This window comes from Citrobacter sp. C6_1 (genome assembly GCF_014596835.2).
In the GTDB taxonomy this organism is placed as follows: domain Bacteria; phylum Pseudomonadota; class Gammaproteobacteria; order Enterobacterales; family Enterobacteriaceae; genus Citrobacter; species Citrobacter pasteurii.
Genome location: NZ_CP115031.1, coordinates 3,448,790 through 3,474,571 on the forward strand (window position 1 = coordinate 3,448,790; position 25,782 = coordinate 3,474,571).

Here is a 25,782-nt window from a genome sequence, read left to right on the forward strand (position 1 = left end):
AGTGTGTCTGATTAAAATGTATCGCTGCAGTGAGCGCAGCGATACGAATGTTCATGACAATTTATGATTTGCCATTAATTCCAACGCCTGAACCATAGCCGAGTGATCCAACTGGCTTCCCCCATTCGCGGCACAGGTGTTAAATAATTCCTGACAGGTTGCCGTATTAGGCAAATTCAATGACAATGCCTTGGCGCTTTGTAATGCAAGATTGAGATCTTTTTGATGCAATGCAATTTTAAAACCGGGCTCAAATGTGCGCTTGATCATCCTCTCGCCATGAACCTCCAGAATACGGGAAGAGGCAAATCCGCCCATTAATGCCTGACGTACACGAACAGGATCCGCGCCAGCTTTCGAAGCAAAGACTAACGCCTCTGAAACCGCTTCAATATTTAAGGCAACGATAATTTGGTTTGCCACCTTACAGGTTTGACCATCACCATTACCGCCAACCAGCGTGATATTTTTACCCAAAATATCAAATAGCGGTTTGACCCGTGCAAATACATCTGGCTCACCGCCAACCATAATGGACAAAGTACCTTCGCGAGCGCCAATTTCCCCGCCAGAGACGGGCGCATCGAGATAATCCCCGCCCAATTCATTAACCTGTTTCGCAAAACGTTTAGTTTCGATAGGAGAGATAGAACTCATATCGACAATGGTTTTTCCCTGCAATACGGTTTTGGCACAACCCTGTTCGCCAAAAAGTACCTCTTCTACCTGCGGCGTGTCGGGAACCATTATGAAGATGATGTCTGCGAAATCAGTTACCTGACGCGCAGTTTCAACATTAACTGCCCCCAATGACAGCAATTCGTCCGCAACCGGACCAATGGTCGTGACATGCAATTGATGTCCGGCGCGAGCCAGATTGACAGCCATTGGCGAACCCATAATACCCAGGCCAATAAATCCCAGTTTCATTTTTAACCTCATATATCTCTGTCGGTTTTCCCGAATTCAGGCAACACGATCCCCTTCCAGCAAAGTGGAAAAAATGGCGATGCCTGAAATTCCTTACAAATTATCGATATTGATTAATCCACGATAATCCCGCTTCGGTGGTGGTTAGTGGTTTATATTCACAACCAACCCATCCGTCATAACCTGATTTATCGATAAACTTAAAAATAAAGTCATAATTAATTTCACCAGTCCCCGGCTCTCCGCGACGAGGGTTATCGGCAATTTGCAAATGACCTATTTTATTTGCCCATGTGGTCATGGTCTGGGTTAATTCCCCCTCCATGCGCTGCATATGGTAAATGTCATACTGTATCTTGATATTATTGCTACCGACGCTATCTATTAAAGCCAGCGCCTGCTGGGTCCCGGTGAGATGGAATCCAGGAATATCAAAATGGTTGATCGGCTCAATCAGCAATAAAATATCTTCTTTCGCTAACATATTTGCCGCATAGCGCAGGTTTTCCACCAGCGTCTGCTGGATCTGTTCGGCAGAAAATCCCGCAGGTGTTTTACCCACCAGGCAATTGATCTTCTTATTACCGAGCCCTTTCGCATAGCGAACAGCTGCCGCGACACCATCGCGAAATTCTTCTTCGCGACCCGGAATACAGGCGATACCGCGTTCACCCGCTGCCCAGTCTCCTGCCGGGAGATTGTGCAGCGTATGCTCCAGCTTATTGGTCTGCAGTTTTTCCTTTAATACATCAATGTCGTAATCGTAGGGAAACATAAACTCTACGCCACGAAACCCCGATTGTGCCGCTTTATCGAAGCGTTCAAGAAAACTGTATTCCAGAAACAGCATGGAAAGATTGGCTGAGAAACGTAACATCTGTCACCCCTTCTATTCGTATTTCATAAAACAGGTTTCGGTTGGCGCATCCATCGCACCGTCGGCAATCTCTTCAAACTCGGTGACATTATCCAGCTCGCTGCCCATAGAGATGTTGGTCACGCGCTCAAGGATCACTTCGACCACAACCGGCACGCGGTACTGCGCCATCAGTGCTTTGGCTTGTTCAAAGGCCGGAGCAAGATCTTCAGGTTTAAATACGCGGATGGCTTTACAGCCGAGTCCCTCTGCCACTTTGACGTGATCGACGCCATAGCCGTTTACTTCGCTGGAGTTAATGTTTTCAAACGCCAGTTGGACGCAGTAATCCATATCAAAAGCGCGTTGCGACTGACGAATCAGGCCGAGATAGGCGTTGTTGACCAGTACATGGATGTAAGGAATGTTGAACTGCGCGCCCACCGCCAGCTCTTCGATCAGGAACTGGAAGTCAAAATCACCAGAAATCCCAACAACATTACGCGCCGGATCGGCCACACAAACCCCTAATGCCGCTGGCAGCGTCCAGCCCAGTGGGCCTGCCTGACCACAGTTGATCCAGTGACGATCTTTAAATACGTGCAGCATTTGCGCGGCGGCAATTTGCGATAAGCCAATGGTCGTGACATAGCAGACATCACGGCCAAAGGCTTTATTCATCTCTTCATACACACGCTGCGGTTTAACCGGGACATTGTCGAAGTGGGTTTTACGCAGGAGCGTCCGCTTACGCTGCTGGCATTCATCAACCCAGGTATTCCGGCAAGGTAAACGGCCGGCTTTCTGCATCTCCTGAGCAACGTCAATCAACAAAGTCAGCGCGGCTTTGGCATCCGAAACGATACCTAAATCCGGACACAGGACGCGGCCAATTTGCGTCGGCTCAATATCGATGTGAATGATCTTGCGACCTTCGGTATATTTCGCGACGGAGCCGGTGTGTCGGTTAGCAAAACGGTTACCAATACCGAACACCATATCGGAGGCCAGCAGCGTGGCGTTGCCGTAACGATGCGCCGTTTGCAACCCCACCATTCCGGCCATTAACTCATGATCGTCCGGGATGCATCCCCAGCCCATCAGCGTAGGAATTACCGGTACGTGGGTTAATTCAGCAAAGCGTTGCAGTAGTGCGCTGGCATCAGCATTAATCACCCCGCCCCCAGCCACGATGACCGGGCGCTCAGCCTGAATCAGCATTTCCAGCGCTTTTTCAATCTGTTTGCGGCTGGCCGCAGGCTTGTAGACTGGCAGCGGTTCATACATGTCTGGATCGAATTCGATTTCTTCAACCTGAATATCAAAAGGCAAATCGATCAATACCGGACCAGGACGACCAGAGCGCATGACATGGAATGCCTGCTGCAAAACCCGGGGAAGCAGTGCGGCTTCACGCACCGTTACCGCCATTTTACTGACCGGTTTGGCAATAGATTCAATATCAACAGCCTGAAAATCTTCCTTATGCAGACGAGCGCGAGGCGCCTGGCCGGTGATGCATAAAATAGGAATAGAATCGGCAGAAGCGGAATACAGCGCGGTGATCATGTCAGTGCCTGCCGGGCCAGAGGTGCCAAGGCAGACGCCAATGTTTCCTGCCGTCGCACGCGTATAGCCTTCCGCCATATGGGAAGCGCCTTCAACGTGACGAGCCAGAATGTGACGGATGCCTCCGTGCTTACGCATTGCGGAATAGAACGGGTTAATTGCCGCCCCCGGAACCCCAAATGCGGTGGTGATGCCTTCTTTTTCCAGCACATACATTGCCGCGTCAACGGCTCTCATTTTTGCCATTTTCTTTCTACCTCTATTTATTGGAAAAACTTTCCAATTTTGAAAAAATCCAAAAAAGTCCCGCTCCTCTGAGCGGGTTGCGACTTAAGCTACGGGGGCTTTTAAACCCAGCGCCGTACTGATATCTCGTGCAGTATCCCGTACCAGCTCCCCCTGACTGATAAAACGATCTTCCGTCAGTCTGGATGCGGGCCCCGAAATAGAGATGGCAGCAACGACACTGCCTGCATCGTCATAGATAGCTGATGCGATGCAATTCAAACCAATAACATGCTCTTCGTGATCGACGATATAGCCATTCTCACGGGCCAGTTCCAGATTGCGCAGCAGAGTAGGAAAATCCACCAACGTGTTCGGCGTAAACTGCTGTAACCCCGTTTTCACGACGATGTCCATTAACTCTTCTTCCATCAACGGATAAAGCAGCGCTTTTCCCGCGCCGGAAGCATGTAACGGCATACGACTGCCTAAAGGTGCGCACATTCTGACCATCGATTTGCACTCCTTCTGACCAATCAACACCGCTTCGGTGCCATTGCGAATCGCGACATTAACCGTTTCGCCTGACAGCAGCATTAATCGGTGCATAAACGGTCCGGCTACCGACAAGACGTCGCGATTATGAATATACGCGGAGCCCACGTTAAATACGCCTAAACCGATGTGCCACCAGCCTAACTGGCTGTCCTGATAGACAAAATCAGCACCCTGTAAAACCTTCAACAGGCGAAAGGTCGTAGAGAGCGGTAAATCCAGACTGGCGGAAATATCGCTCACTGACGAACTGCCTCCACTTCTTTCGAGGTACTGCAAAATCGCAATGCCTCTCTCAAGCGCCTGAGCGCCTTTCTGCGCAACCGGCTCCGCCTGTCCAGGCCTGCCGCGCCGTCTTACTTCCGTCTCCACTACGTTTACTCCGGCCCAAAATATGAGCATAAACAATGAACAATATGCGCATATTAAGCAAGAAGGCCGAAAGCGTCACGCAAAACAGAGCTCATGCGTCGGGATACTTTCAACATCGCAATTATCGCTGCCGCCGCGATCGACCGTCAGAAAATCGGTGACGGTTTGCCAGGCGAACAGCGGGTGATGCCAGACATTTCGATGATAATTCACGCCCTGTTGGCCATTGGTGATAAAGGCTTTTAAGGTGGAAAGGTCGGGTTTGTCCTCACCGAGTGCGACAATCACCACAAACGCTTCGCCATTCATTGGCATAAATGCCTGGGTGCCTAACGGGTGGCGCTCCAGCTCATGCACAACAATCGGCATTGCTGACGGTTGCGCGCGATTGATACTGATGAGGGTGCGATCCTGATTAAGGATCTCCACATTGGCCAGATCGTGATAACGTTCAACAAGCCCATCATTGATATGAAAAAAATCACGTTTATGCGTCTCGATGACATCGCCATAGGCGCTGAACGTGTGCTGATTTAACGGTAAGACCTCAAGTTTCATCATTATTTCCTTGTAACTGAATTCCGCTGAACCGCGACCAGAACACATAGCGGCTTCAATACCATGCAATCTAAAACCTTCGTGATTTAACATCAACACAAAAATTGGAAAAATTTTCCAAAACTAGATTTAGACCACAATTTGAACAAGGACATTATGTAAAAATACTTATAAATCAGAGAACAAGAAATCAGGCTTGTAGAAGATCATTAAGGGAGTAGCTGACGATGTTTGACCCGGAAACACTGCGTACCTTTATCGGCGTCGCCGAAACGGGGAGTTTCTCCAGGGCGGCGGAGCGCTTGTGTAAAACCACAGCCACCATCAGCTACCGTATTAAGCTTCTGGAAGAAAACACCGGCGTCGCGCTGTTTTTTCGTACAACCCGAAGCGTGACGTTAACCGCCGCAGGGTCTCACCTTCTTTCACAGGCAAAAGACTGGCTCGCCTGGCTGGACAGCATGCCCAGCGAATTGCAGCAAGTGAACGACGGCGTAGAGCGCCAGGTGAATATTGTGGTTAACAACCTGCTGTACAGCCCTGAAGCCGTCGCTCGTCTGTTATCCTGGCTTAACGCGCGCTATCCCTTTACTCAGTTTCACTTTTCCCGGCAAATTTATATGGGCGTGTGGGATTCACTCTTGTATGAAGGATTCTCGTTGGCTATCGGCGTTACCGGCACGGAACCGATGGCCAACACCTTTACCCTCGATCCTTTAGGTTCTGTTCAGTGGCGATTTGTTATGTCAGCAGATCATCCGCTGGCGGACGCGAGCGGTCCATTAACAGAAGCCCAACTGCGCCATTTTCCGGCAATTAACATTGAGGACAGCGCGCGGACTCTGAGTAAACGGGTCGCGTGGCGCCTTCCCGGTCAAAAAGAGATCATCGTCCCGGACATGGAAACCAAGCTCGCAGCGCATCTTGCAGGAGTGGGCATTGGATTCGTTCCGCAACCGATATGCCAGCCTTTACTGGATAGCGGGCATCTGGTCAGCAACATCATCCCCACTATGCGTCCTCCTTCCCCCTTAAGCCTTGCCTGGCATAAGTTCGGCGCGGGTAAGGCCGTTGAAGATATTGTGACGCTGTTTACCCAGCGAAAGCCTGAAATTGCCGGGTTTTTAGCAATTTTCAACAACTCACGCGATTGAAAATCAAGTCATCCTCTCATTTGGCGCGTAAAATGGTACGCAGGATGATTTGAGGTTTCGTTTTTTACTATGCAAGACACACAAACAGTACAGGACTATCGCGCGATTCTGCTCGCCGGTACGCCTTTAATCGATGTACGCGCCCCCGTCGAATTTCAACAGGGTGCGATACCCGGCGCAATCAACCTTCCCCTGATGAACGATGACGAACGCGCCGCAGTCGGGACCTGCTATAAACGTCAGGGGTCTGAGGTCGCCCTCGCGCTTGGCCATCAACTGGTCTGTGGCGAGACTCGCCAGCAGCGGATGAATGCCTGGCTGGAAGCCTGTCGCCAGCATCCTGAGGGATACTTGTGCTGTGCCCGCGGCGGCCAGCGCTCGCACATCGTGCAGCAGTGGCTGCACGAGTCCGGTACTGACTACCCGCTAATACACGGCGGTTATAAAGCATTGCGTCAGGCGGCGATTCAACTCACTGAAGAACTGGTGCAAAAACCGATCGTCTTAATTGGCGGCTGTACCGGGAACGGTAAAACGCAGTTGGTGCAACAGCAGCCGAACGGCATTGACCTTGAAGGTCTGGCGCACCATCGCGGCTCTTCTTTTGGTCGAACCGTTGAACCACAGCTCAGCCAGGCGAGCTTCGAAAACCTGCTGGCGGTCGAAATGCTGAAAACCGACAGCCGTCAGGATCTGCGTTCGTGGATACTGGAAGATGAAGGCCGCATGATTGGTGCCAATCATCTGCCCGAATGTTTGCGTGATCGTATGACTCAGGCATCCATTGCGGTGGTGGACGATCCTTTTGAGCTACGCCTGGGGCGACTGCGCGAAGAGTATTTTGTCCGTATGCACCACGATTTCACCCACGTTTACGGGGAAACTCAGGGCTGGCAGGAATACTGTGACTATCTGCATCACGGTCTGTTCGCCATCCGCCGCCGTCTGGGATTACAGCGCTTCGCAGAGCTGACAGCACTGCTCGACGTCGCCCTGCAAGAGCAACAAGCCAACGGCAGTACTGACGCGCATATGGGCTGGCTGGTGCCGTTGCTCAATGAATATTACGACCCGATGTATCGCTATCAACTGGAAAAGAAAGCCGCGAAAATTGTCTTCCGCGGCTCATGGCAGGACGTGGCTGACTGGGTCCAGGCGCATTAATGCCGATCGCGCTTATCCGCGCGTTTCGCCAGCCAGTCGCCCAGCACCTGCACGACCTGCACCAGAATAATCAGCGCTACCACGGTGACGATCATGACCTGGGTTTCGTAGCGGTAATAGCCAAAGCGAATCGCCAGGTCGCCTACCCCGCCACCGCCAACGATCCCGGCCATTGCGGAGTAACCGATCAGACTCACCAGCGTTATCGTCAGCCCACGCAGCAGACCCGCACTGGCTTCCGGTAACAGCACGGTGCAGATGATACGCATCGGGCTGGCGCCAAAGGCTTCCGCCGCTTCAATAATGCCTTTATCGACTTCGCGCAGCGCGCTGTCGACCAGTCGGGCATAAAACGCAATCGCCGCTACCGACAGAGGAACAGACGCCGCAATCGGTCCAATGGTATTGCCGAGCAAAAACTGGGTGAGCGGCAGCAACAGCACCAGCAGGATCACAAACGGTACCGAACGAATAATATTCACCAGTACGGAACTGAGCAGATACACAAAACGGTTCTGCCAGAATAAATGGCGGTCGGTGACGAAAATAAGAAACCCTAACGGTAGGCCGCCAACAATCGCCAACAGCGTAGAGATGCTCAGCATCTGGAAGGTTTCATTAAACGCCAGCGTCAAATCCGGCAATAAATCATCCACGAATCACCTCCACCTGTGCAGTACGTTGACGAATATGTTCCACGGCGACATCCACCGCAGAAGGGTTATGCGGCGCGGTCAGTTGCACCACCAGAATCCCCAGCGCACGTTCGCCGATATATTCAATTTTGCCGTGCAGAATGTTCACCGCCACGCCAAATTTAACCGCCACTTCTGACAGCACCGGCTGTTCCGCCGAATCACCGATGAACAGAATTTTTAGCAACTGGCCGGGCAGATGCTGGCGCAGGCGCTCGGGTAGCGTCAGATTGAGGGTATGCGACACCAGTTGCTGAGTAAAAGCGTGCTGCGGGTGGGCAAAGACATCAAACACCTCACCTGACTCCACCACCTTGCCGCCGGACATTACCGCCACGCGATCGCAAATGGATTTGATCACATTCATCTCGTGAGTGATCAGCACGATCGTGATCCCCAGTTGTTGGTTGATCTGTTTGAGCAGAGCCAGAATGGTGGCCGATGTTTCCAGATCTAACGCGGAAGTCGGTTCATCACACAGCAACACATCCGGGTGATTGGCAATCGCACGGGCAATACCCACGCGCTGCTTTTGCCCGCCGCTGAGCTGGACAGGAAAGCGACTCGCCTTATCAGACAGTCCCACCAGCGCCAGGATTTCGCTGACGCGCGGGCCAATTTTACTACGCTCCCAACCCGCAGCCTTCAGGCTGAACGCAACGTTTTGCGCCACGGTACGGGTATGCATCAGATTAAAATGTTGAAAAATCATCCCGATACGCTGACGCGCTTTGCGTAAATGACTCCCCTCGAGCGCAGAGATCTCCACGCCGTTCACTTTTACGCTTCCCTGGCTCGGACGCGTTAAGGCATTCAGGGTACGTAGAAGCGTACTTTTTCCCGCGCCGCTGGTCCCAACAATACCAAATATTTCACCTGCGCCAATGCGCAAGCTGACATCATCAACCGCCCGGGTTGATGGTCCACGGCCTGCGGCGAAGTCCACGCAAACCTTTTCTATCTCAATCATAGCCACCTCAGAAATGCGAAAAGGGCAGTCATCGCTGCCCTGTTAAACCGTTGGCGCAGCGATTATTGGGCTGCCGACATCCATTCCGGTTTTTGGAAGGCGCTGTAGATATTTTTCGGATCGTCTATCACCGCGCGATATGCCGGAGATTTCACCGCCTCAACAATATCTTTGGCGAACGGTTTATCCGCATCTTCACTGCGTACCGCGATGATATTTTTCAGATTTTCATCCAGGTGTTCCTGCTTGATGGCGCTGGCGAGATCCAGTTTTGCCGCCACGGCAAAGTTACCGTTGACCAGCGCGCCGGTCACGCCGTCCAGCGTGCGCGGCAGCTGTGCAGCTTCCAGCGGTTTAAACACCAGCCCTTTCGGGTTGCTGTCAATATCGCGCTCGGAGGCTTTAGTTGGATCGATATTATCTTTGATGGTGATAAGGCCAATAGACTGCAGGAAACGCAGACCGCGAGCCAGGTTGGTGGGATCGTTGGAAAGCGTGATCACATCCCCTTTTTTCAACTCATCCAGGCTTTTGATTTTATGTGAGTAAAAACCCATCCCGGCCGTTGGGACCACGATCAGCTTGCTCAGCTTCAGGCCTTTATCGGCGGTGAATTTGTCAAAGTAGAGCGAGTGCTGGAACAGGTTGGCATCAATGCTGCCGTTGGAGAGCGCCATGTTCGGCTGCACGTAGTCGCTGAATTCGCGCACCACCACCTTATAGCCTTTCTCTTTTAACGTAGGAGCAATGGCTTGTTTTACCATATCGCCGTACGGCCCAGGCGCGACGCCAAATACGATGGTATGCGGGTCACTGTTCGCATGAGCAAATTGTAATCCGCAGGCCAGTAACAGCGCTCCGGTCGCGACGCGTAAACTCTGACGCAATCCCATAATCTCTCCATTTTAACGTTGTGGTGTCATGTCTCACGCCGTTCTTGCGGCGTTGTTCTTGTTGGCCTGTTAACAGGCTGATTGTTAACATGACACAGATCACAACCTGCTGTCCTTGAAATTATTTCATGATGTTGCAGAGTGTGTTTTTAAATGTGAGAAGGCATGAAAAAGCCGGATGTCGGCACAAGTGCTTTATCCGGCCTACAAATAACGCGATCCCCCTGCTCTCGTAGGCCCGATAAGCGCATCGGGCGGCAGGCGTTCGATTAGAAGTCGTAACGCAGACGCACCAGGTTCATGTCGCCCAGATTGTCGGTGCTGGAGGTGAAGACGTGTTCGTAATCCACACGGAAACCGTAATCCAGCTGGAAGCTGATACCCACACCGTTGTCGGTACGCAGGTAGTTACGACCATTCACGTATTCAATACGGTCACCCATAAAGTATGGCTGCACGGATTTCAGCGCATACTGGCCAACCGGGAAGGTGTATCCCGCAAAGTATTCCAGACCCCAGGCGTCACCGGCAAAATAGTCATTAACAGAGACTTTTTTGGTAGTCATGAAGTTCTGATACCAGCCGCCGCCCATTGAGAAGGTCCAGTTGTCCGGTTTCCAGCTCAGCGCAGTACCGACGATGTTTTGATCGTAGGTTTTGCTGGTGTTGCCACGCATTTCCGCGCGGGTGTAGTTCCACGCCGTACCCCAGGTCAGGTCATCGGTGATGTGATAATCCACACCCAGGGAGCCGCCACCTTTACGTTTGTAGCGCAAACCGTTGTTCGGGTTGTAGTCATCGCTAAACAGATAAGACGCGTAAAGATCAACATCGCCTACCGTATTTTTATACTTCAGTGACTTACGTGTACGATAGGAACCGTCGTAGTCGCCATTGATACCGTTACCCGGTGCCTGGCCGATCATGTCGTAGTCCCAGATATCCGTTTTCGCACCCACCACATCATAGTAAATGCTGTTCTGTTGACCGAAGGTCAGCGTACCCCAGGTCGCGCTCTTCAGACCGGTGTACAGCATACGACGCGTAGTATCGTTGGCGCCGTTAGCATAGTGATTGTCCCAGTTGAACATCGCCGGGAAGTTAACGCCCAGCTCGTAATAGCTCACCCAACTGATGTCATCAAACAGATAGTAGTCAGCAGCGAAGCGGAAACGCGTTCCACCGTCGAAGCCATTACGTTTGTAGCCATTCTTACCATCGTCACCGGCCATATTCTGGAACTGCGGACGAATACTCCCGCCGACGGTGAAATTAAGACGGCTCAGCGGGTTGCCCGCCTGCGGATCTTGTTTCAGGACCGTGATTTCCGCCTGGGAGGCGAAAGTCGTTAATGCCACTGCTGCGCCGATCGATACCGCCAGCGCCGTTTTTTTTATAGTCATTATTTGTACCTTGATAGATAGCCTGCCAATTATTCAGCATACAAATATTAACGTTTATTAATACACTCGTGTTGTCGGGTTTTTATTGTTCTGTGCTGTTAAATATCAAGGAGTTATCAATTTGTGCTACATAGAGAAAAAAACGCACCGATTTAAAAAAACCGGTGCGTAATCATCACGAATATGAATTAACTGCTGAACTGACGGAACAGCGCTTTGCCTTTAAGAAGACGTGAACCGAGCCATCCGCCGCAGAGAGAGAGCAGCAATGCCCCACAAAGCGGCAACACAACCCACAGCCGCCAGTCTGGCTCCCAGGGGAAATCAAACACGCGGGTTTGCAGCACCGCCAGCGCAGTTTCCGCCCCGATGGCCGCCACCAGTCCGGCGACCATCCCGAGCATCGCGAACTCGCACCACAGCGTGGTACGCAGCAGCTTCTTGCCCGCGCCCAGCGTACGCCAGACCACCAGTTCCTGATGACGCTGACGCATCCCCACCTGCACCTGCGCCAATAGCAGCAACATACCGCAGGCGGTGACCAGTACCACCATCACCTCCAGCGCGCGACTCACCTGCTCCAGTACCTGGCTTACCTGTTTAAGAATAGCGCCAATATCCAGCAGGCTGATAGTCGGGAATTCGCGGTTAAGCTGCGTCAGCATGCCGTTGCCGTTCTCCCAGCGAAAGCTGGTCAGCCAACTTTGCGGCTGCCCGTCCAGCGCACCGGAAGGGAAGATAAAGAAAAAGTTTGGTCGCAGGCTTTCCCAGTCCACTTTGCGCAGACTGCTGACCGTAGCGCTGAAATCCTGGGTATCCCCCATAAAGGTCACCCGATCGCCAGGCTTTACGTTTAACCGCTTCGCCAGCCCCTCTTCCATCGACACTTCACCCGCTTTTGGCGGCCAGCTCCCGGCAACGATCGGGTTATGATCCGGGCGGGTATCCTGCCAGGTCAGATTAAGCTCGCGGTTAAGCGCTTCATCCTGATTGCCTTCGGTCGATTTCTCATTGATCGCCGTCAGACGCGCCCGCACTATCGGGTAGAACGACTCCGGGATCACCTGATGCTCAGCAAGGAACGCTTTCAGCGGCACCACCTGCTCGCTGGCGATGTTAATAAGGAAGTAGTTGGGGCTTTCTGGCGGCATTTGCTGCTGCCAGCGGTCGAGAAGATCGCCGCGCAGCACCAGTAACAACGCCAGCAGCATAAAGGACAGCGAAAATGCCGACAGTTGGCTCAGCGTTGACCACGGCTTGCGCAACAGCCGGCTGACCGCCAAACGCAGCGGCAGCGAGGTCAGCGTCAAACCACGCAGCAGGTTAAGCAGCATCCAGCCCAGCACGCCGCACAGCAGCGCCAGCACCACAGCCCCGGCCAGTACCGCCCACAGCAGCATACTTCCGCCCATCAATCCGGCCAGCAGCGCAACCACAACTATCGTTGCTACGGGCAGATAGACCTTAAGCGGCCAGACGTTTGCCACCACGTCGCGACGCAGTACCCGCAGCGGCTGCGTCGCCAGCAGCAAGCGATAAGGGCGTAGCCCCACCAGCAGAGAAATAACGGTCATCGTACCGAGAGCCCACAGCCACGGCCACAGGCTGGCGGGCGGCAGCTCACCGGGCAGAACTGGCTTCAGTAATACCACCAGCACCCGCTCAAATAACAGCCCGAACAGCCCGCCGGTCACGCCAGACAGCGCCAGCACCATCAGCCACTGGCCGATAATCAGCTTGCGCAGCTGCGCCCTGCCCGCGCCGAGCGTTTTTAATATCGCCACCAAATCGTAACGGCTGCGGCAGTAATGATTCATCGCCACGGCAACGGCAGCAACCGCCAGCAGTAGCGTTAACAGTGCCGACAGCAGCAGGAACTGTTGCGAACGCTCCAGTGATTTCCCCAACGCCCCTTCATCCTGCTCCAGCCCATACCAACGCTGTTCCGGCTTTAGCTGCGGCAGCAGCCATTTTTCATAGGCTTCCAGTTGCTGTGGCGTACCGCCAAATTTATAGCGCCAGGTCACACGGCTTCCCGGCTGGACCGCCGCCGTTTTTTCAACATCCGCCATGTTCATCATCAGGCGCGGCGCTATCTGGAACGGATTAAAACCGGAATCCGGCTCCTGCACCACCTCCCCGGCGATGCGCAGGGTGGCATCGCCAACATCAATGGAATCACCGATTTTTAAGTTGAGCAGCGCCATCAGACGCGGGGCCAGCAGCACTGAGCCCGGCTGCGGTTTCAGCCCCGGCGGATTGGTTTGCAACGTACCGTACATCGGATACACATCATCCACCGCTTTGACGTTCGCCAGTTGCGGCGTATCCTGGGCAAAGGTCATGGTGGCAAAGGTCAGTTGCTCGCCGACTTTCAGGCCACGCTGTCGCGCCGCGTCAATCCACGCTTTCGGCACGGCGCGCGAACTTTGTAGCGATCGGTCACCCGCCATAAATTCGCGGCTTTGCTGGCTCAGACCTTTTTCCATCCGGTCACTGATGTTACCCAGCGCCAACACGCAGGCCACAGACAGGCTCAGCGCCAGCCAGACTATCAGTAATGAAGGCGAGCGCCATTCGCGCCAGAACCAGCGTGCTATCATGCCTCCTCCTGCAACAGTCCGTTCACCAGACGTAAACGACGATCGCAGCGCGCCGCCAGTTGCGGGTCATGGGTCACCAGAATCAGGGTGGTGCCATGTTCCCGGTTCAGAGAAAACAGCAGGTCGGCGATTTTGTCTCCGGTCTGGCGATCCAGATTGCCCGTTGGTTCATCGGCAAACAGCACGTCAGGGCGTCCGTTAAACGCCCGTGCCAGCGCTACGCGCTGCTGCTCCCCGCCGGAAAGCTGGGCCGGGAGATGGTTGAGACGTTTTCCCAGCCCCAATTGTTCAAGCAGCGTTTTCGCCCCGTCGCGGCTTTTTCCGCTATTTTCGCCGCGTAGCAGCGCGGGCAGCTCAACGTTCTCCAGTGCGTTCAGGGTCGGAATTAACATGAATGACTGGAAGACAAAGCCTACGTGTCGCGCCCGCAGCTGCGCCCGGGCTTCTTCGTCCATAGTGTGCAGCGCCTGCCCCACCAGGCTGACTTCACCGCTGGAGCCATCGTCCAGCCCGGCGAGGATCGCCAGCAGCGTGGATTTCCCCGATCCCGACTCGCCAATCAACGCAATGGTCTCGGCGCGTTTGACAACCAGTTCAACTCCGGTAAGGATGGATAGCTCTTGATCACCCTGACCGACGGATTTCTTAAGATGATGAACTTCAACAATGTTTTCCGCTGGCATTGGCCTTTCCTGTTCCTGGTTCTGTTAACTTTCCGCGCCGCCGCGGCGGACACGTTACTTATTCTGGGCGACAGCCTGAGCGCCGGATACCGTATGTCAGCCAGTGCGGCGTGGCCTGCACTGCTTAATGATAAATGGCACAGCAAAACACCGGTGGTAAATGCCAGTATTAGCGGCGATACCTCGCAACAGGGTCTGGCCCGTCTGCCCGCATTACTGAAACAACATCAACCGCGCTGGGTGCTGGTCGAACTGGGCGGTAACGATGGTCTGCGCGGCTTCGCGCCTGCGCAAACCGAACAAACCCTGCGCACAATCCTGCAGGATGTGAAAGCGGCAAATGCCGAACCGCTGCTGATGCAAATTCGTCTGCCAGCTAACTACGGTCGCCGTTATAATGAAACCTTTAGCGCGATTTATCCCAAGCTTGCCAAAGAGTTTGATATTCCTCTGCTGCCCTTTTTTATGGAAGAGGTTTATCTGAAACCCCAGTGGATGCAGGATGATGGTATCCATCCTAATCGTGACGCCCAGCCGTTTATTGCCGACTGGATGGCGAAACAATTGACCCCTTTAGTAAATCACGACTCGTAAATCAACGGAGATCCTGACAGGTAAAGTTATGCAAAAATCGGTCTTAATAACAGGATGTTCCAGTGGTATTGGCCTGGAAAGTGCGCTTGAGCTTAAACGCCAGGGTTTTCGAATTCTGGCTGGTTGTCGCAAACCTGACGATGTCGCGCGCATGAACGGCATGGGATTCACCGGCGTATTGCTGGATCTGGACTCACCCGAAAGCGTGGATCGCGCCGCCGATGAGGTGATCGCCCTGACCGATAACCGTTTGTATGGGATCTTTAACAACGCCGGATACGGCGTCTATGGCCCACTGCCCACCATTAGCCGCGAGCAAATGGAGCAGCAGTTTTCCGCCAACTTCTTTGGCGCGCATCAACTGACCATGCGCCTGTTGCCCGCTATGCTCCCTCACGGCGAAGGACGTATCGTGATGACCTCGTCGGTGATGGGATTGATCTCAACGCCGGGACGCGGCGCCTATGCCGCCAGCAAATATGCGCTGGAAGCCTGGTCCGACGCGCTGCGCATGGAACTGCGCCATAGCGGAATTAAGGTCAGCCTGATTGAACCCGGCCCCATTCGCACCCGCTTTACTGAAAACGTCAACCAGACTCAACGTGATGCTCCCGTGGAAAACCCCGGAATTGCCGCACGTTTTACGCTAGGACCAGAAGCAGTCGTCGCCAAAGTGCGTCATGCGTTTGAGAACGACAAACCGAAGCTACGTTATCCGGTTACATTGGTGACCTGGGCAGTGATGCTACTTAAACGCCTGTTGCCAGGCCGCATAATGGACAAAATTTTACAGGGTTGAGTTGAAGCACGCGCGTCAGCCCCCATGTAACAAGAAATCGACAAAAGAGAGTAACTCCATGTCCACACAGAATATTGTTAACATTAACGAATCAAACCTGCAGCAGACCCTTGAACAGTCGATGACCACGCCGGTCCTGTTCTATTTTTGGTCTGAGCGCAGTCAGCACTGCCTGCAATTGACGCCGGTACTGGAGAGCCTTGCCGCCCAGTACAACGGTCAGTTTATTCTCGCCAAGCTCGACTGCGATGCCGAGCAGATGATCGCCTCTCAGTTTGGCCTGCGCGCCATCCCTACGGTTTATCTGTTCCAGAACGGTCAGCCAGTGGACGGATTCCAGGGCCCGCAGCCGGAAGAAGTTATCCGCGCGCTGCTGGAGAAAGTGTTGCCGAGCGAAGAAGAGCTGAAAGCACGCCAGGCGATTGAGTTCATCGAAGCAGGTAATCACGCCGACGCGCTGCCGCTGCTGAAAGAAGCCTGGCAGATCTCCAACCAGAGCAGCGAAATTGGCCTGCTGCTGGCGGAAACGCAAATCGCGCTGAATCGTTCTGAAGATGCCGAAGCTGTACTCAAAACTATCCCTTTGCAGGATCAGGATACCCGTTATCAGGGGCTGGTCGCGCAAATTGAACTGCTGAAGCAGGCGGCAGATACGCCAGAAATTCAGCAGTTACAGCAACAGGTTACGAATAACCCGCAGGATGCAGCACTGGCAACGCAGCTGGCTATTCAATTGCACCAGGTTGGACGTAACGAAGAAGCGCTGGAACTGCTGTTCAGCCACCTGAAGAAAGATCTCACTGCCGCCGACGGTCAGGCACGTAAGACCTTCCAGGAGATCCTTGCCGCGCTGGGAACCGGCGATGCGCTGGCCTCAAAATACCGCCGCCAGCTGTACGCGCTGTTGTACTAATCCGTTTGATTTTGCCCGATGGCGCTTGCGCTTATCGGGCCTGGAAATTCTGCCAATACCGATCCCTCCGGCATCACATCACGTCTTCTTCAAATGCGTTACGACTAATTGGTGGCGCGAATTATAGAACTTCCGATAGGTTAAATAGCAGGCGATAATGGTTGACAGGCTGGCGGTAGAAAGCAGCATAAACGTCACCATAATCTGATACTTAATCGCTTTTACCGGATCAATACCCGCGAAGATCAACCCGGACATCATCCCTGGTAAACTCACCAGCCCTACCGTTTTCGCAGAGTCGATCGTTGGGATCAGCGAGGCGCGAATGCTGTCGCGAATCAGCGGCGCGGAGGCCACTTTCGGCGTCGCGCCGAGGCTGAGTTTTTCCTGAATTTGCTGCTGTTCGCTGTTAAACCGCTGCCCCAGATTGTTGTAACACAGCCCCACTGCCACCATCGCATTGCCTGCAATCATGCCGGAGATCGGGATCACCTGCATCGGCGTGAACTCGATAGACCCAGACAAAACCAGCACCGCCAGCGTTAATCCCGCCCCCGCCGTGATGGCGATAAACGACGAGAGGAAAGCTTTATCAATATATTTACTGCGCTTTTGCGCGTTATAAGCCGCGTTAAAGCAGATAAACAGCACCATCAGTAAGGTCAGAATGCTGTGGTTAACGCCAAAAATATATTTCAGCACATAGCCGACGATAATCAGCTGAACCACCGCCCGGCAAACGCTCCAGAGAATATCTTTCTCCAGCGCCAGTTTTTCTTTGTGGCTAATCAGGATCGCCACCACCACCAGCATCATCGCTAATGCCAGGGACTCATTGGTAATATTATGCTCGTTCATTGCGTGCTTCCTGCATTTCTCCGGCATGCGGCTGAAGGATAATGACATTATCCGCATGATTAATTTCATCTTTGTCGTGCGTCACCCACAGCACAGCAATATTCTTATCGCGCACATAGTGGTGAATTAGCTCGTTCACATTACGTTTATTAGCTTCATCCAGCGCGCTGGTGATTTCATCGAGCAGCAGGATTTTCGGCAGAAACTGTAAATTACGAATTAGCGAGACGCGCTGCTTCTCGCCACCGGACAGCTCATTTATGCTTTTTTTGAGGATCGTCTCGGGGAGCTCAAAACGAGCCAGATCGGCCAGAAACACATCCGGATCCGGACGTTTGTTACGGATTTGCCAGGGGAAAATGAGGTTGTCGTAAACGGTGTCACCAAACAAAGCGGGCGTTTGCGCGCAATAAGAGACCTGCTGGCGATACGTTTCCGGCTTGAGGGTATTGATCTCCTTGCCTTCAAAGAGAATTTCACCGGCAGTCGGACTCATTAATGACGCCACAATCTTGAGTAACGTACTTTTCCCGCAGCCGGACTGGCCGGTAATCAGCTTAAATTCTCCGGCGCGGAGATCAAAACAGATGTTATTGAGAACCTGCGTCTCCCCTGCCTGCCATGCGACATTTTTTAACTGAAGCAAAATACTGCTTTCTTCCATTACCCATCCCTTTTTTACATCTTTCGTGCAGACAGTCTATACCCAAAATAATTCGAGTTGCATGAAGGCGGCAAGTGAGCGAATCTCCAGGAGCATAGCTAACTATGTGACTGGGGTGAGCTAACGTAGCTAACGCACATGCAACTTGAAGTATGAAGGGTATATGCCTGTAATTTATTATAAGGGATCCCCCCTTGATAAATCGGGTATAATTTGATTAATGAGGCAGTAAAGGACAGCACAACAGGAGGTTTCATCAATGCTCATTTTTATTCCTATTCTTATTTTTGTCGCGCTGGTCATCGTCGGCGCTGGCGTCAAAATCGTCCCGCAGGGATACCAATGGACGGTGGAACGTTTCGGCCGTTACACCAAGACCCTGCAACCAGGTTTAAGCCTTGTGGTGCCGTTCATGGACCGCATCGGTCGTAAGATCAACATGATGGAACAGGTGCTTGATATCCCTTCTCAGGAAGTCATCTCCAAAGATAACGCCAACGTCGCCATTGATGCCGTCTGCTTTATTCAGGTCATCGACGCGCCGAAGGCGGCCTATGAAGTCAGCAACCTGGAACTGGCGATCATCAACCTGACCATGACCAACATTCGTACCGTTCTCGGCTCGATGGAACTCGACGAAATGCTCTCCCAACGCGACAACATTAACACGCGCCTGCTGCATATTGTTGATGAAGCCACGAATCCCTGGGGCATCAAAATCACCCGTATCGAGATCCGCGATGTGCGCCCACCAGCCGAACTTATCGACGCGATGAACGCGCAGATGAAAGCCGAACGTACCAAGCGTGCCTACATTCTTGAAGCCGAAGGGATCCGTCAGGCAGAAATCGTCAAGGCCGAAGGTGAGAAGCAGTCGAAAATCCTGAAAGCAGAAGGTGAACGCCAGTCCGCGTTTTTACAGGCTGAAGCGCGTGAACGTTCCGCAGAAGCCGAGGCTCGCGCAACGCAGATGGTTTCTGAGGCCATTGCCGCCGGGGATATTCAGGCTGTGAACTACTTTGTGGCACAGAAATACACCGAAGCACTGCAACATATCGGTTCGTCGAATAACAGCAAAGTGGTGATGATGCCGCTGGATGCCAGCAGCCTGATGGGCTCCATTGCCGGGATCGCCGAACTGGTGAAAGACAGCGCCAGCGAGCGGAAAAAATCATGATAGCGATGATTCTGGTGCACCCGCACATCTTCTGGCTCAGCCTCGGCGGTTTGCTACTCGCCGCCGAGATGCTGGGTGGTAACGGCTATCTGTTGTGGAGCGGCGTAGCGGCAGTAATTACCGGTCTGGTCGTCTGGCTCGTTCCGCTAGACTGGGCGTGGCAGGGGGCGATGTTCGCCGCCCTCACCCTGCTGGCGGCCTGGCTGTGGTGGAAATGGCTGGCAAGGCGCGTTCAGGAGCAGAAACCCGCCGACAGCCATCTTAACCAGCGCGGGCAGCAGCTGGTTGGCCGTCGATTTATTCTGGAAACTGGCCTGGTCAATGGCCGTGGACATATGCGCGTCGGCGATAGCTCATGGCCCGTCAGCGCCCGCGACGATTTGAGCGCCGGAACGCAGGTTGAAGTCATTGCTGTTGAAGGGATCACCCTGATTATTAAAGCGATATCACACTAAAAAGACAGGAAATAAGACTATGGTCAGGAAGACACCCCTTGCCTTTGCCCTTTGCACGTTACTGATCGCCGCCCCGCAGGCATTCGCCTCTTTCGATATGGAAGACTGCAAATGGAGCGACGACAGCTGCCTGCTGAAAGGCACGCCGACCTTTAATCCGGAAAACGACAGCCGCGATAACCTGCTGCGACTGCTGAGCCAGGAAAAATCATTTGCTCTGCCGGTGCAGTCGATGCCAGCGGACATCACCCGCTCCCGCGATTTCTATTTTGCGTATCATCCGCAGTGGGATGACGTTGCCCCGCCGCCAGCCGCTGCTCCAGTATCCGGCGAAGACAGCCCACTCTCCCGACAGATGGCCGAACTGAACATTCACGCAGACGAAATAAACGTCAACGACACTGAGCTTGAGAACCGTCATGTTTCGAATAACACCGAGAGCGTCAGCGCGTTTTTTGCCGCACTGCTGGTCGACTCGACGTTAACGACGGAACAGCGCCAGGCCTTAGCCCAGGCACGTACAGGGCTGCTATCCGGGGCAACCCGCGAGCAAATTGAGTCTTCGCTTGCCACCCTCCCGGCTGACTCACCGGCTCAGTCCTATAAAAATTATCTGGCCGCGGCTGCCAGTTTCTATGCCGGTGATTATGCCAGCGCCGAACGGGATTTCACTCAGCTTGCCAACAGTGAGCGTCCGTGGCTGGCAGAGACCGCGCAGTACATGCTGATGCGTGCGGCGTTAAACAAGAGCAGCCAGAACAGCGTGGGCGAGTACGGCGATTTTGATATTGCAAAAATTAACCGCGAGGACGCGACTCAGGCTCAGACGCAGGCGCAAGCCTATCTGCAACGCTTCCCGCAGGGGCTTTACGCCGACTCCGCGCGCGGCATGCTGCGTCGCATTAACTGGTATTTACAGGCGTGGCCGCAGCTGGCCGGGTTGTATGAGAAGACGCTCCAGCAGTCTGCTGACGCTCGGCAACTGCGTGAAATTGTCATCGAATACGATAATGTCTACGGTATGGCGTTCTACGAACAGTCCGTGGTAGAAGCCTTTCCCGATGCGCCGCTTGTCAGCTATATCGAACTGCTGCGGGCGCTGCGTCTGGATAACAACAGTAACCCCACGCTGACGCAGTCGCAGCTCGATGCCAGCAAACCGGTGTTTGAGCAGAGCCAAAAATTGCCGCTATGGCGCGATCTGCAACTGAATCTGTGGCTGGCGACAGGGGACTATGCGGCGATTATTCAGGCAGTTACGCCAGCGCAGAAACTTGCCGCTCACGATACCCTCGCCTTCAGCGAACAAGTGCTGTACGGCGAAGCGCTGATGGGCCAGAAGAACTGGAGCGCGGCGCGTGATTTCTGGCAGCAATTGCTAAAACTCAGCCAGGACAACGAACAGCAGCAGTATGTACAGGCTAAGCTCGCCGCAACGCTGGTTTATAGCGGCGACGTGGCGGCGGTATTTGCCCCAGAAAGCGCAGTAACCAACCTGCGTTTTCGCTCGCAGATCCTGAAAACACAGGCCTCGCCTGAACTGCTGCGCCAGCAGGCCATCCATGGACCTAACAATGAAGAGCGTACCATCGCCCTGCATACGCTGCTGGTACGCGATCTTACCGAAAACCGCTTTGGCGACTGGTTGAATGACAGAAAACTGGCCAGCGCCATTACTCCACCGGTTATTGGCGACGTGTTTGATGACGTTAATCTGAGTATTTTCGACTGGAATGGCGATGCAGCTCAAGCCGGTTACACCTGTCGCAGCCTCAATGAAACGGTAACGGTATTAAACAAAAAAGCGGATGATGCCCACGCGCTGAACTGCTTAGGCGAATTCTTCCGCACCACGCAAACCCACGTTGATTTGTGGAAAAACAGTGCCGGCAACGATGTGCTTGAATCAGCAATATCGCGCAAGGAGCCGTTCGGCCAGTTCGACAGGCAAAGCTACTATCAGCAGGTAATCACTTCGCCGAAAGCAGAGGTTGAAGACAAGAGCTTCGCGCTGTATCGCGCCATCATGTGCTATGCGCCGTCAGGCTCTAACGAGTGCGGCGGTGAGGAAGTGGATAAACTGCAGCGTAAAGGCTGGTTCACCCAACTGAAAACGCAGTATCCGGGAACTCCGTGGGCGCAAAAACTCAAATACTACTGGTAACCGCGCTGCTGACAGGCCAGCCGCAGGCGGCGGATATCGTCGCCGCCCGTGAACATCCGGCCTTCTGGCTGTGGTCCGGCGTGAAGGCCAGTGATGAGCTTAAAGACGCGCAAACGGTCTATCTGCATCAGGGTGAGGTGCTGATTCGTTCAGGTAACGTGGTTTTCCAGCGTCTCGGACTGCCGGTCAGCCGCCTGTCCTTTCCCTCAATCTGGCTGACCGTGCGCTTTACCACGCTCGACGTACCGGAGGCGATCCCGGCGCGCATTATACGATTAATGCAACGCTGGCAGGCGGCTGGCAATCACGTGGTCGGCCTGCAGGTTGATTTTGACGCCGCGACTCACCAGCTCGCCGATTACGCCCGTTTTCTGCAACAGCTGCGCCAGCAGCTGCCGTCGGAGTTCGCTCTTGGGGTGACCGGACTGCTGGACTGGGCCAAGACCGGCGATGTCGCCACGCTGAACGCGTTACCGGTTGATGAACTGGTGGTGCAGAGCTATCAGGGACATCACACGGTAGCCAACTATCAGGCGTATCTGCCCGCACTCACCCGGTTACGCATTCCGTTTAAGCTCGGGCTGGTACAACACGGGAGCCGGGATGTGCAGGCTGAAGCGCAACTGGAAAAGTCAGCGTGGTATCGCGGTACGGTGGTCTTTATGCTGCAACCACCTCGCGGCTAGGCCTTCGCTTTATGGTGGCAGCAGCCGGAGAGGTTATCCATGATCGGGCATTCGGCGCTGTCATCGCCAGGGCAACTCTCCGCCAATGCCAGCAAATGCAAGCGCATGGCCTGCAGCTCGCTGATATGCCGCTCGATGTCCGCCACTTTTTCTAACGTGCGCTTTTTGACATCCGCGCTGTGACGCGCCGGATCGTTAAACAAATTTACCAGCTCACCGCACTCTTCCAGGTTAAAGCCAACCTGCCGCGCCTGGCGCAGCAGCGTAAGTTCATTCAGATGCTGTTGGTTGTAGGTGCGATAGCCATTTTCGCTACGCAGCGGCGGCGTCACTAAGCCTTTTTCTTCATAAAAGCGTATCGCTTTGCTGGTCAAACCGGTTCTTTTCGCAACATCGCTAATATTCACATTTCCCCCGCGGATATTGTTGGTACTGAGCCCATTATAGCCCAGATTGTCCTAATGATTGACCCGAGAACCCTGCGCATTTCCCACCATCACCGCGATGCATAAATCCTTTTAATTCACATTGTTATATTCGATTCAGATCACATTTCTACATTTAATGACTGTACGAAATTGACTCAAATCAAAAGATATATTGGTTCTACATCTTTCATCTTGAACAGAGGGAAACAATTTTATATATAAATGCGAATGATAATGATGATCATTTACATTCAATAAAGGTTCTCTTATGTTGCCACGGAATAACCAAAGGCCATTTATTCTTTCAGCCCTGACATTATGCATGTCCGGCGCCGCTTTTGCAGCCACCTCTCCAACTCACGCTTCTACGTCCGAAGAAGACACGGTTATCGTCACGGCTAACCGCACAGAAAGTAGTCTTTGGGATAGCCCGGCAACCATCCAGGTTATCGATCGCCAGACGCTGCAAAATTCCACCAGCGTTTCTATTGCTGATGATTTACAAGATATTCCCGGCGTCGAAGTCACCGATAACGCCCTCGCAGGGCGGAAACAAATTCGTATCCGTGGCGAAGCGTCTTCGCGGGTGCTGATTTTGATCGACGGCCAGGTCGTCAGTTACCAACGTGCCGGACAAAACTACGGAGCCGGTTTGCTGATTGATGAATCCGCGCTGGAACGTATTGAAGTGGTCAAAGGCCCCTATTCTGTCCTCTACGGTTCGCAGGCGATTGGCGGCGTCGTGAACTTTATTACCAAAAAAGGCGGCGATAAGCCCCTCGGCGGTAGCGTTAAGGCTGTTTATAACTCCGCAACGGCAGGATGGGAAGAGTCGGCAGCGGCCTGGGGCAGCATCGGTAACTTTGACTACCGCATCAATGGCAGCTATTCCGACCAGGGCGACCGCGACACACCTGACGGAAGATTACCCGACACCAACTTCCGTAATAACGGCCAGGGCGTGTGGCTTGGCTACAACTTCGATCGCCACAAAATTGGGCTCTCCCTTGACCGTTATAAGCTGTCCACTCAAACCTGGTTTGACGACCCGGAAGGTCAGTTCGACGACTTTAGCGTCAAAATTCCTAAGCTGGAACGCGAGAAAATCGGTCTTTTCTACGACTACGCGGCCGATGGGGATTACCTGAAGAACATCCATGTTGACGCATACACCCAGACAATAGAGCGCAAATTTGAAAACCGGGTCAAAACGACCCAGGTTATCCCCAGCCCGATGATTAAAGCGCTGACGGTCAGCAATCAGACCAATACCAACGACAAACAGTATACCCAAGGGGTAACGCTACAAAGCAACTTCTCCCTGCCCGCTAACAACGAGCTGGTGATTGGCACTCAGTACCAGCATGACAAAATAAAACAGGACACGGACGGCAACACGCGCCAGACCGCGGCTACCGGCTTCTTCGATACGCAAACCCGCACGCTGTCATACAACGAAGCGGAGCAAAGCAACACCTCGTTATTCGCGCAAAACGACTGGCGCTTTGCCGATGACTGGACGTGGACCGTCGGCGCACGCCAGTACTGGCTGTCCTCGAAACTCAATCGCAACGATACGCAAACTATCCAAAGCAGCGGTACGACCTGGCAATCTACCGGGGGAAATTCCGTTCACGATGATGAACTGGTGACCTCAACCAGCCTGCGTTATTCCGGTTTTGAAGATCTTGAACTCCGGGCAGCATACGCCCAGGGCTATGTCTTCCCTACGCTGACTCAGCTGTTCACGCAGACGTCCGCAGGCGGCAGCGTGACCTACGGCAACCCAAATCTGAAGGCGGAACACTCGAATAACTATGAGTTAGGCGCGCGGTATAAAGGGAATATGTGGCTGATAGACGGCGCCATTTATTACTCCGAAGCTAAAGACTATATCGCCAGTCTGGCCTGTGCAGGCCAACCCGTTTGCTACGGTAACAGCACCTCTTCACGTGGCGGCTACAACTACTACGACAACATCGATCGGGCCAAAACCTGGGGTATGGAACTCACCGCAGAATACAACGGCTGGGCGGTTTCACCTTACCTGAGCGGTAATCTCATTCGCCGTCAGTACGAGGGCGACACGATTAAAACCTGGGATACCGGCGAACCTACGCTGACCGGGCGCGTGGGTCTGAAACATACCTGGTTGATGAATGTCGCTAACGTAACGTCCGATGTCTTTATCCGCGCGGCGTCCAGCGCCAAAGATAATACCGGTACTACGGAAATTAATTACCCGGGCTGGGCCACGCTTAACCTCGCATTCAACACCGAGTTTGGTCCGCAAGACCAGTATCAGGTCAACCTCGCGCTTAACAACCTGACCGACAAGCGTTACAGAACCGCGCATGAATCTATTCCAGCCGCGGGTTTCAACGCCGCCGTTGGCTTTGCGTGGAATTTCTGAC

Annotated in this window: 24 protein-coding genes; 10 read left to right on the forward strand and 14 right to left on the reverse strand. The window is 53.4% G+C overall.

Annotated elements, in window-relative coordinates; translation table 11 throughout:
* Positions 1–51 precede the first annotated feature (51 nt).
* From glxR to allA, 5 genes are all read right to left on the reverse strand, one after another.
* Positions 52–930, reverse strand: a complete 879-nt coding sequence (glxR, locus tag IB196_RS16690; RefSeq protein WP_003835774.1) for a 2-hydroxy-3-oxopropionate reductase — start codon at positions 928–930, stop codon at positions 52–54.
* Between the two features lie 100 nt (positions 931–1,030).
* Positions 1,031–1,807: a hydroxypyruvate isomerase gene (gene hyi, locus IB196_RS16695; protein WP_149691398.1), complete on the reverse strand. Its 777-nt coding sequence runs from the start codon at positions 1,805–1,807 to the stop codon at positions 1,031–1,033.
* 12 nt (positions 1,808–1,819) lie between these two features.
* A complete protein-coding gene (gcl, locus tag IB196_RS16700; RefSeq protein WP_188231743.1) occupies positions 1,820–3,601 on the reverse strand; it encodes a glyoxylate carboligase in 1,782 nt (593 codons plus the stop codon).
* 84 nt (positions 3,602–3,685) lie between these two features.
* Positions 3,686–4,507, reverse strand: a complete 822-nt coding sequence (gene allR / locus IB196_RS16705) for an HTH-type transcriptional repressor AllR (protein ID WP_246803255.1) — start codon at positions 4,505–4,507, stop codon at positions 3,686–3,688.
* A 75-nt stretch (positions 4,508–4,582) separates the two neighbouring features.
* A complete protein-coding gene (allA, locus tag IB196_RS16710) occupies positions 4,583–5,065 on the reverse strand; it encodes an ureidoglycolate lyase (RefSeq protein ID WP_188231846.1) in 483 nt (160 codons plus the stop codon).
* A gap of 227 nt (positions 5,066–5,292) precedes the next feature.
* Here allA and allS point away from each other — a divergent pair, with 227 nt between their 5' ends.
* Together allS and mnmH are read left to right on the forward strand one after the other, a co-directional pair.
* Positions 5,293–6,219 (forward strand): HTH-type transcriptional activator AllS, encoded by a 927-nt coding sequence (allS, locus tag IB196_RS16715; RefSeq protein WP_149691401.1) that lies wholly within the window; start codon positions 5,293–5,295, stop codon positions 6,217–6,219.
* A gap of 69 nt (positions 6,220–6,288) precedes the next feature.
* Positions 6,289–7,383, forward strand: a complete 1,095-nt coding sequence (gene mnmH, locus IB196_RS16720; RefSeq protein WP_188231742.1) for a tRNA 2-selenouridine(34) synthase MnmH — start codon at positions 6,289–6,291, stop codon at positions 7,381–7,383.
* Here mnmH and IB196_RS16725 read toward each other — a convergent pair.
* The 6 genes from IB196_RS16725 to ybbA form a co-directional block, all read right to left on the reverse strand.
* A complete protein-coding gene (locus tag IB196_RS16725) occupies positions 7,380–8,039 on the reverse strand; it encodes a methionine ABC transporter permease (RefSeq protein ID WP_040232649.1) in 660 nt (219 codons plus the stop codon). The genes mnmH and IB196_RS16725 overlap by 4 nt on opposite strands.
* On the reverse strand, positions 8,032–9,048 hold the full coding sequence (gene sfbB / locus IB196_RS16730; RefSeq protein WP_040232650.1) for a virulence-associated ABC transporter ATP-binding protein SfbB: 1,017 nt from the start codon (positions 9,046–9,048) through the stop codon (positions 8,032–8,034). The genes IB196_RS16725 and sfbB overlap by 8 nt, the downstream gene beginning before the upstream one ends.
* Positions 9,049–9,110: 62 nt before the next feature.
* Complete coding sequence (locus tag IB196_RS16735; protein ID WP_188231741.1) at positions 9,111–9,941, reverse strand: MetQ/NlpA family ABC transporter substrate-binding protein; 831 nt, start codon at positions 9,939–9,941, stop codon at positions 9,111–9,113.
* Positions 9,942–10,210: 269 nt separating this feature from the next.
* Entirely contained in the window at positions 10,211–11,344 is a 1,134-nt protein-coding gene (locus tag IB196_RS16740; RefSeq protein WP_048212385.1) for a porin, read from the reverse strand.
* Between the two features lie 188 nt (positions 11,345–11,532).
* Positions 11,533–13,947 carry a putative ABC transporter permease subunit YbbP gene (gene ybbP / locus IB196_RS16745; protein WP_188231740.1) on the reverse strand — a complete coding sequence of 805 codons (2,415 nt, stop codon included), beginning with the start codon at positions 13,945–13,947 and terminating at the stop codon, positions 11,533–11,535.
* Entirely contained in the window at positions 13,944–14,630 is a 687-nt protein-coding gene (gene ybbA, locus IB196_RS16750) for a putative ABC transporter ATP-binding protein YbbA (protein WP_188231739.1), read from the reverse strand. Before ybbA ends, ybbP begins: the two co-directional genes overlap by 4 nt.
* Here ybbA and tesA point away from each other — a divergent pair.
* Genes tesA through IB196_RS16765 form a run of 3 tightly spaced genes read left to right on the forward strand, consistent with a single transcriptional unit; the run spans position 14,598 to position 16,936 of the window.
* The gene (gene tesA / locus IB196_RS16755; protein WP_115644354.1) at positions 14,598–15,224 is read left to right on the forward strand and encodes a multifunctional acyl-CoA thioesterase I/protease I/lysophospholipase L1; all 627 of its coding nucleotides are present in this window, start codon (positions 14,598–14,600) and stop codon (positions 15,222–15,224) included. The two genes, ybbA and tesA, sit on opposite strands and share 33 nt — an antisense overlap.
* Before the next feature lie 28 nt (positions 15,225–15,252).
* Positions 15,253–16,023, forward strand: a complete 771-nt coding sequence (locus IB196_RS16760; RefSeq protein WP_005125230.1) for an SDR family oxidoreductase — start codon at positions 15,253–15,255, stop codon at positions 16,021–16,023.
* A 58-nt stretch (positions 16,024–16,081) separates the two neighbouring features.
* A complete protein-coding gene (locus IB196_RS16765; RefSeq protein WP_040232657.1) occupies positions 16,082–16,936 on the forward strand; it encodes a co-chaperone YbbN in 855 nt (284 codons plus the stop codon).
* A 78-nt stretch (positions 16,937–17,014) separates the two neighbouring features.
* Here IB196_RS16765 and fetB read toward each other — a convergent pair whose 3' ends face one another.
* Both fetB and fetA read right to left on the reverse strand, forming a co-directional pair.
* On the reverse strand, positions 17,015–17,794 hold the full coding sequence (gene fetB / locus IB196_RS16770; RefSeq protein ID WP_149691407.1) for an iron export ABC transporter permease subunit FetB: 780 nt from the start codon (positions 17,792–17,794) through the stop codon (positions 17,015–17,017).
* The gene (fetA, locus tag IB196_RS16775) at positions 17,781–18,458 is read right to left on the reverse strand and encodes an iron ABC transporter ATP-binding protein FetA (RefSeq protein ID WP_188231738.1); all 678 of its coding nucleotides are present in this window, start codon (positions 18,456–18,458) and stop codon (positions 17,781–17,783) included. Before fetA ends, fetB begins: the two co-directional genes overlap by 14 nt.
* Before the next feature lie 259 nt (positions 18,459–18,717).
* On the opposite strand from fetA, the gene IB196_RS16780 reads away from it, so the two are divergent.
* From IB196_RS16780 to IB196_RS16795, 4 genes are read left to right on the forward strand one after another with little or no spacing between them, the layout of a single operon-like run.
* Positions 18,718–19,635 (forward strand): SPFH domain-containing protein, encoded by a 918-nt coding sequence (locus tag IB196_RS16780; protein WP_003021835.1) that lies wholly within the window; start codon positions 18,718–18,720, stop codon positions 19,633–19,635.
* On the forward strand, positions 19,632–20,090 hold the full coding sequence (locus tag IB196_RS16785) for an NfeD family protein (RefSeq protein ID WP_188231737.1): 459 nt from the start codon (positions 19,632–19,634) through the stop codon (positions 20,088–20,090). Before IB196_RS16780 ends, IB196_RS16785 begins: the two co-directional genes overlap by 4 nt.
* Before the next feature lie 19 nt (positions 20,091–20,109).
* Positions 20,110–22,254 carry a hypothetical protein gene (locus IB196_RS16790; RefSeq protein WP_188231736.1) on the forward strand — a complete coding sequence of 715 codons (2,145 nt, stop codon included), beginning with the start codon at positions 20,110–20,112 and terminating at the stop codon, positions 22,252–22,254.
* Positions 22,224–22,940, forward strand: a complete 717-nt coding sequence (locus tag IB196_RS16795) for a DUF3142 domain-containing protein (protein WP_188231735.1) — start codon at positions 22,224–22,226, stop codon at positions 22,938–22,940. Before IB196_RS16790 ends, IB196_RS16795 begins: the two co-directional genes overlap by 31 nt.
* On the opposite strand, the gene cueR is transcribed toward IB196_RS16795, so the two are convergent.
* Positions 22,937–23,347, reverse strand: a complete 411-nt coding sequence (gene cueR, locus IB196_RS16800) for a Cu(I)-responsive transcriptional regulator (RefSeq protein WP_005125223.1) — start codon at positions 23,345–23,347, stop codon at positions 22,937–22,939. The two genes, IB196_RS16795 and cueR, sit on opposite strands and share 4 nt — an antisense overlap.
* 289 nt (positions 23,348–23,636) lie before the next feature.
* Between cueR and IB196_RS16805 the strand changes: the two genes are divergently transcribed.
* Positions 23,637–25,781 (forward strand): TonB-dependent receptor, encoded by a 2,145-nt coding sequence (locus IB196_RS16805; RefSeq protein WP_040232665.1) that lies wholly within the window; start codon positions 23,637–23,639, stop codon positions 25,779–25,781.
* Position 25,782: the final 1 nt, after the last annotated feature.

Coding starts and splice junctions, on each gene's coding strand:
- allS (WP_149691401.1), top strand. CDS start 5,293: ATGTTTGACCCGGAAACACTGCGTACCTTTATCGGCGTCGCCGAAACG.
- hyi (WP_149691398.1), bottom strand. CDS start 1,807: ATGTTACGTTTCTCAGCCAATCTTTCCATGCTGTTTCTGGAATACAGT.
- IB196_RS16805 (WP_040232665.1), top strand. CDS start 23,637: ATGTTGCCACGGAATAACCAAAGGCCATTTATTCTTTCAGCCCTGACA.
- fetB (WP_149691407.1), bottom strand. CDS start 17,794: ATGAACGAGCATAATATTACCAATGAGTCCCTGGCATTAGCGATGATG.
- IB196_RS16780 (WP_003021835.1), top strand. CDS start 18,718: ATGCTCATTTTTATTCCTATTCTTATTTTTGTCGCGCTGGTCATCGTC.
- fetA (WP_188231738.1), bottom strand. CDS start 18,458: ATGGAAGAAAGCAGTATTTTGCTTCAGTTAAAAAATGTCGCATGGCAG.
- gcl (WP_188231743.1), bottom strand. CDS start 3,601: ATGGCAAAAATGAGAGCCGTTGACGCGGCAATGTATGTGCTGGAAAAA.
- IB196_RS16735 (WP_188231741.1), bottom strand. CDS start 9,941: ATGGGATTGCGTCAGAGTTTACGCGTCGCGACCGGAGCGCTGTTACTG.
- mnmH (WP_188231742.1), top strand. CDS start 6,289: ATGCAAGACACACAAACAGTACAGGACTATCGCGCGATTCTGCTCGCC.
- tesA (WP_115644354.1), top strand. CDS start 14,598: ATGATGAACTTCAACAATGTTTTCCGCTGGCATTGGCCTTTCCTGTTC.
- ybbP (WP_188231740.1), bottom strand. CDS start 13,947: ATGATAGCACGCTGGTTCTGGCGCGAATGGCGCTCGCCTTCATTACTG.
- allA (WP_188231846.1), bottom strand. CDS start 5,065: ATGAAACTTGAGGTCTTACCGTTAAATCAGCACACGTTCAGCGCCTAT.
- IB196_RS16765 (WP_040232657.1), top strand. CDS start 16,082: ATGTCCACACAGAATATTGTTAACATTAACGAATCAAACCTGCAGCAG.
- IB196_RS16760 (WP_005125230.1), top strand. CDS start 15,253: ATGCAAAAATCGGTCTTAATAACAGGATGTTCCAGTGGTATTGGCCTG.
- glxR (WP_003835774.1), bottom strand. CDS start 930: ATGAAACTGGGATTTATTGGCCTGGGTATTATGGGTTCGCCAATGGCT.
- sfbB (WP_040232650.1), bottom strand. CDS start 9,048: ATGATTGAGATAGAAAAGGTTTGCGTGGACTTCGCCGCAGGCCGTGGA.
- IB196_RS16785 (WP_188231737.1), top strand. CDS start 19,632: ATGATAGCGATGATTCTGGTGCACCCGCACATCTTCTGGCTCAGCCTC.
- IB196_RS16740 (WP_048212385.1), bottom strand. CDS start 11,344: ATGACTATAAAAAAAACGGCGCTGGCGGTATCGATCGGCGCAGCAGTG.
- ybbA (WP_188231739.1), bottom strand. CDS start 14,630: ATGCCAGCGGAAAACATTGTTGAAGTTCATCATCTTAAGAAATCCGTC.
- IB196_RS16790 (WP_188231736.1), top strand. CDS start 20,110: ATGGTCAGGAAGACACCCCTTGCCTTTGCCCTTTGCACGTTACTGATC.